Here is a 4,682-nt window from a genome sequence, read left to right as displayed (position 1 = left end):
TGAGCGGTCGCGGTTGTTCGGGTTGGCTCGGTCGAGTTGGGCGGATTATGATCGTTCGTTGATCAGTGCGGGTGGCGGCGTCTACGACCGCACCGTGAAATCGGTACCCATCAGTCCGCAGGCCCGGGCGGCGCTCGGGCTGCCCGACGATGTGGTGAAACTTTCCCCACCCGAATTGATCCGCGCCATTCTGCTCGCCCCGGTGCAATTGCTCTGGAACGGCGGTATCGGTACCTATATCAAGTCGAGTTCGGAAACGAACGCCGACGCCGGTGATAAATCCAACGACGCGGTGCGCGTGAATGCCGACCAGCTTCGGGTGAAGGTGATCGGTGAGGGCGGAAACCTCGGTGTTACGGCGCTGGGGCGTATCGAGTTCTGCCGTAACGGCGGGAAGATGAACACCGACGCGCTGGACAATTCCGCGGGGGTGGATTGCTCCGATCACGAGGTGAATATCAAGGTTCTGCTCGACGGTGTGGTGTCGGCGGGCGAACTCGATCTCGAAGACCGTAATCCGCTGCTCGCGGAAATGACCGACGAAGTCGCGCAGATGGTGCTGCAGGACAATGTGTCCCAGAACTATGTGATGGGCATATCCCGGGCGGAGTCGGCGCGGATGCTCAATGTGCACCGGCGTCTCATCGAAGAACTCGAGACCGAGCGCGGACTCGATCGGGGCCTCGAGGCGCTGCCCACCGACGCCGTCCTCAAGCGCCGGCTCGAGGAGGGCACCGGGCTCGCCTCGCCCGAACTCGCGAATCTGCTGGCCCATGTGAAATTGGCGCTGAAGGCGGACCTGCTGGCCGGCGATCTGCCCGACAGCGCGTTCTTCGCCGCCCGGCTGCCGGAATACTTCCCGACCCCGCTGAGGGAACGGTTCGGTGTGGCGATCAAGAAACATCGTCTGCGCCGGGAGATCGTCACCACCATGATCGCCAACGAGGTGGTGGACTACGGCGGCGTCACCTACACATTCCGGCTGGGCGAGGAGATCGGCGCCACCGCGACCGATACCGTCCGGGCCTTCGCCGCCGTCACCGATATCTTCCGCCTACACGATATCTGGGACCGGATCCGGGCCGCCGATACGACAGTGGGCGTCCGCGACCGGCTCGAACTGGAGACCAAACGGACCCTGGACCGGGCGTCCCGCTGGTTGCTGACCAACCGGCCCCAGCCCATCGCCGTCGGCGCCGAGATCAACCGGTATCGGGTGGGTGTGCGCGAACTCGCGCCGAAGGTGCCGGGCTGGTTGCGTGGTCACCACGTCACCACGCTCACCGATCAGGCCGCCGACCTCGTCGCGCACGGGGCGCCGCTGGATCTCGCGACCGAGGTCTTCGCCCTGCTGCATCTGTTCCCGCTGCTCGACGTCATCGATATCGCCGATATCACCGACCGCTCCGGTGAGGAGGTCGGCGCGCTGTACTACGCGCTGAACGAGCATCTGAAGATCGACTGGCTACTGGAGGCGGTCAGCCATCTGGAACGCGGCGACCGCTGGCACGCGCTGGCCCGGCTCGCCCTGCGCGACGATATGTACAGCTCGCTGCGGTCGCTCACCCTCGACGTCCTCTCCGGTGGCGACCCCGAGGAGAGCGCGGACGAGAAGATTGCATACTGGGAGTCCAAGAATCAGTCCCGGCTCGGCCGTTCCCGCGCGGCGCTGGCGGAACTGTTCGAGTCCGGAACCCACGATCTCGCCACGCTGTCGGTTGCGGCGCGGCAGGTGCGCAGCATGGTGAGTGGGGTGGGCGCCCAATCGGAGGTACCACGGTGACGAACGCTGTTCCCCGCAACGGAGCGAGTCCGGATGTGGAGGTACCCGCTGCGGCTTCGCCGCGGCGGTTCCACACCGCTGTGCACGTGCGCTGGTCCGATATGGACGTTTTCCAGCACGTCAACCACGCCCGGATGGTGACGCTGCTGGAGGAGGCGCGTATCCCCTGGCTGTTCGACGACGATCGGCCGACCGTCGGATTGCGCGACGGCTGTGTGCTCGCGGACCTGCACGTGAAGTACCGGGGGCAGTTGCGGCACGAGGACACGCCGCTGGATATCGCCATGTGGATCGAACAGTTGCGGGCGGTCGATTTCACCGTCGCCTACGAGGTCCGGGCGGCGGGCTCCCCGCCCGACTCGCCCGCCGCGGTCACCGCGACCACGCAGCTGGCGGCGTTCGATATCCGAACCCAGCGGCTGCGCCGGCTCACCGGTCCCGAACGCGACTATCTCGCCCAGTGGCTGGGCGCATGAGCGAGTCGGGCCCGGAGGCGGTAGTGGGATACCTTCGCCTGCGCTTCGGCCTCCGCGTCAGTGTGTCGACCGGTCGCCGGCGCTCGCTCATGCGCGATGGACACGGCGTGAGCGGGTCGGCGGTACCGGTCCGATCGTGACGACCGACCAGCGGGTCCTGTCCGTACCGGACCCGGCAGAACGCGAGAACCTGGCCACCTTCCTCACCCGGGCACAGCGCCTCGATCCGGCGGTGGTGGTGCGGATGCGGCGGCGCGGCACCGGGCTGGTGGCCGCCTGGGTCGCCACCGGCTTCGAAGCGCTGGCGACCCGCACGATCGCCGCCGAGCTGGCCGCCGACGATGTGACGGTCGGTGTGGACACCGTGCTGACCGGTCTGTCCACGCCGGGCCCGATCGATCTCGGTTACTCGCTCGATTCGGCATGGCGAGGCGCGCTGCCGCCGGACAGCGGTTTCGGGCATATCGACGATTTGCCCGCCCGCACCCTGGTCGAACTCGCCGAACGCGGGGCCGACCTGGCGAAGGAACACGGTTCCGGGCACGGGCCACCCGCGTCGCTGCTCGATCAGACCGTGCTGACCGTCTCCGCGGCGCAGGTACGAGTACAGGTGCCGATGCGGGTGGTCTTCGCGCTCACCGCCATGGACTTCATCCCGCACGCGGGAGAACGGGCGGATTCCGGGCGGATTCCGCCCGCTGAGCTGGTCCGGGTGCGCGCGAGCAATACCTGGCTGCGATTGGACGCCCGCTACGGTTCGGTCGCCCGCCGGCGAACCGGGGGGCTCTCACTGACCCCGGCGGCGGGAACCTGAGACCGCTGCGCCTGGCCGCAGTGCCGCCGCGGCGTCAGGCCGCGCCCTCGCCGAGGTATTGCAGCCAGACCGGGTCCAGTTCGTTGACCGTGGACAGCAGACGCCAATGCGGCCCCTTCGGGGATATCAGGGGTGCGCGCAACGTCCAGCCCAGTTCGCTGAGCAGTTTGTCCGCCTTGCGATGGTTACAGGGTGCGCAGCTGGCCACACAGTTCTCCCAGCTGTGTTCGCCGCCGCGGCTGCGCGGGACGACGTGATCGATGGTTTCGGCCTTGCCCCCGCAGTAGCCGCAGCGGTAGCGGTCCCGCTGCATGAGTGCCGCCCGGGTCATCGGGACGCGGGCGCGGTAGGGAACCCGGACATAGGTGCGCAACCGGATGACCGAGGGAATAGCGACGGCGGCGCCGGCCGAATGCAGGACGGGGCCGGTCGGGTCGTGGTGGACGGCGTCGGCCTTGTCGCAGACCAGCAGCACGATTGCGCGGCGGGCGGTCAGCGCGGTGAGCGGTTCGTAGGTGGCGTTGAGAAGCAGGACGCGGCGCTTCAGCCAGCTGATCGGCTGCAGCGCGGCGAGGTGTGGAGCGGAATCGCTCCCGTCCAGGGAATCGAAACGAGCGGCGGTATCGGCATTGTGCCGGTCGACCGCGTGATCGGACAGCAGTTGCAGCGGAGGAGCCCCCGACCCACGAGCGTGGACGTCGGCGGGCTTCAGTTGTCGGTGGCGTATCGCCTCCGGTGATCGGGCGCCGGTCCGTTGCTTCATGTCGACCCCAAATTCTGCGTTTCAAGATCATGTGGTATCTCGGCGAGACAAAACCCAGTTGACCATGGAAAGCCCCGCAGCGCACGGTTATTTTGCACAATGGCCGGTTAACTGTCGCTGAAGCGACCCGCTCCGGCCACCAGCCGGAAACACCAGGTGCGAGCGGTCGCACCGGCCGGGGAGCCGGCGAATCTGCGAACCCGTGCCGGCGCGGGCACAATGGACGGCGCATCCGGCGAAACGAGAGGGTTCATGACTTCGGGTAATACGGCTTCGGGCACTCCGGCGGGCGAACACGCCACAAGCTCCTTCTACGAGGCCGTCGGCGGGGCGGACACCTTCCACCGGCTGGTGGCCGTTTTCTATCGCGAGGTCGCCGCCGATGAAGTACTACGCCCCATGTACCCGGAAGAAGATCTGGGCCCGGCCGAGCGCCGGCTGCGCATGTTCCTCGAGCAGTACTGGGGCGGCCCTCGCACCTACTCCGACGAACGCGGCCACCCGCGCCTGCGCATGCGGCATATGCCGTTCCAGATCGGTCCGGTACAGCGGGACGCCTGGTTGCGCTGTATGCGCATCGCGGTTGCCGAGATCGAGCCGGAAGTCTTGGACGACGAGCATCGGCGCCAACTGCTCGACTATTTGGAGATGGCGGCGAACTCGCTGGTGAACGCGGCCTGGTGAGACCGCGGCGGGTGGTGCAGCCTTTCGCTTCGGGTGGCGCGGTGCCATAAAGGTTGGGGATATGGGGTCGGAATGCCGGCTTGCTCATGGCAGCGGGATGCGGGCTCGCTCGTGAGGGTGCTGTGTTTTTTGGCGCCGCCTGCGGCGGCGCGGGGTTGAGGC

5 protein-coding genes are annotated in these 4,682 nt (G+C 67.4%); 4 read left to right on the top strand and 1 reads right to left on the bottom strand.

Annotated features, from left to right (window positions below; translation table 11 throughout):
* From ACLML9_RS27845 to ACLML9_RS27835, 3 genes are all read left to right on the top strand, one after another.
* Window positions 1-1,783, top strand: a 1,783-nt coding sequence (locus tag ACLML9_RS27845) for an NAD-glutamate dehydrogenase domain-containing protein (protein ID WP_411948285.1), incomplete at its 5' end; no start/stop codon positions are given.
* A 35-nt stretch (window positions 1,784-1,818) separates the two neighbouring features.
* A complete protein-coding gene (locus tag ACLML9_RS27840; protein ID WP_411948286.1) occupies window positions 1,819-2,259 on the top strand; it encodes an acyl-CoA thioesterase in 441 nt (146 codons plus the stop codon).
* A 136-nt stretch (window positions 2,260-2,395) separates the two neighbouring features.
* A complete protein-coding gene (locus tag ACLML9_RS27835) occupies window positions 2,396-3,073 on the top strand; it encodes a hypothetical protein (RefSeq protein WP_411948284.1) in 678 nt (225 codons plus the stop codon).
* A gap of 34 nt (window positions 3,074-3,107) precedes the next feature.
* Here the strand turns inward: ACLML9_RS27835 and ACLML9_RS27830 are convergent, their stop codons facing one another.
* Entirely contained in the window at window positions 3,108-3,836 is a 729-nt protein-coding gene (locus tag ACLML9_RS27830; RefSeq protein WP_411948283.1) for an HNH endonuclease, read from the bottom strand.
* Window positions 3,837-4,088: 252 nt separating this feature from the next.
* Here ACLML9_RS27830 and ACLML9_RS27825 point away from each other — a divergent pair, with 252 nt between their 5' ends.
* Complete coding sequence (locus ACLML9_RS27825; RefSeq protein WP_411948282.1) at window positions 4,089-4,520, top strand: globin; 432 nt, start codon at window positions 4,089-4,091, stop codon at window positions 4,518-4,520.
* Window positions 4,521-4,682 lie beyond the last annotated feature (162 nt).

The organism is Nocardia sp. NPDC002869 (assembly GCF_046764065.1).
GTDB classification, from domain to species: Bacteria; Actinomycetota; Actinomycetes; order Mycobacteriales; family Mycobacteriaceae; genus Nocardia; species Nocardia rhamnosiphila.
This window is presented reverse-complemented; position numbering and strand designations above follow the sequence as displayed.

Excerpts from the sequence above, each read along its gene's own strand:
- ACLML9_RS27830 (WP_411948283.1), bottom strand. The coding sequence starts at position 3,836 with ATGAAGCAACGGACCGGCGCCCGATCACCGGAGGCGATACGCCACCGA.
- ACLML9_RS27825 (WP_411948282.1), top strand. The coding sequence starts at position 4,089 with ATGACTTCGGGTAATACGGCTTCGGGCACTCCGGCGGGCGAACACGCC.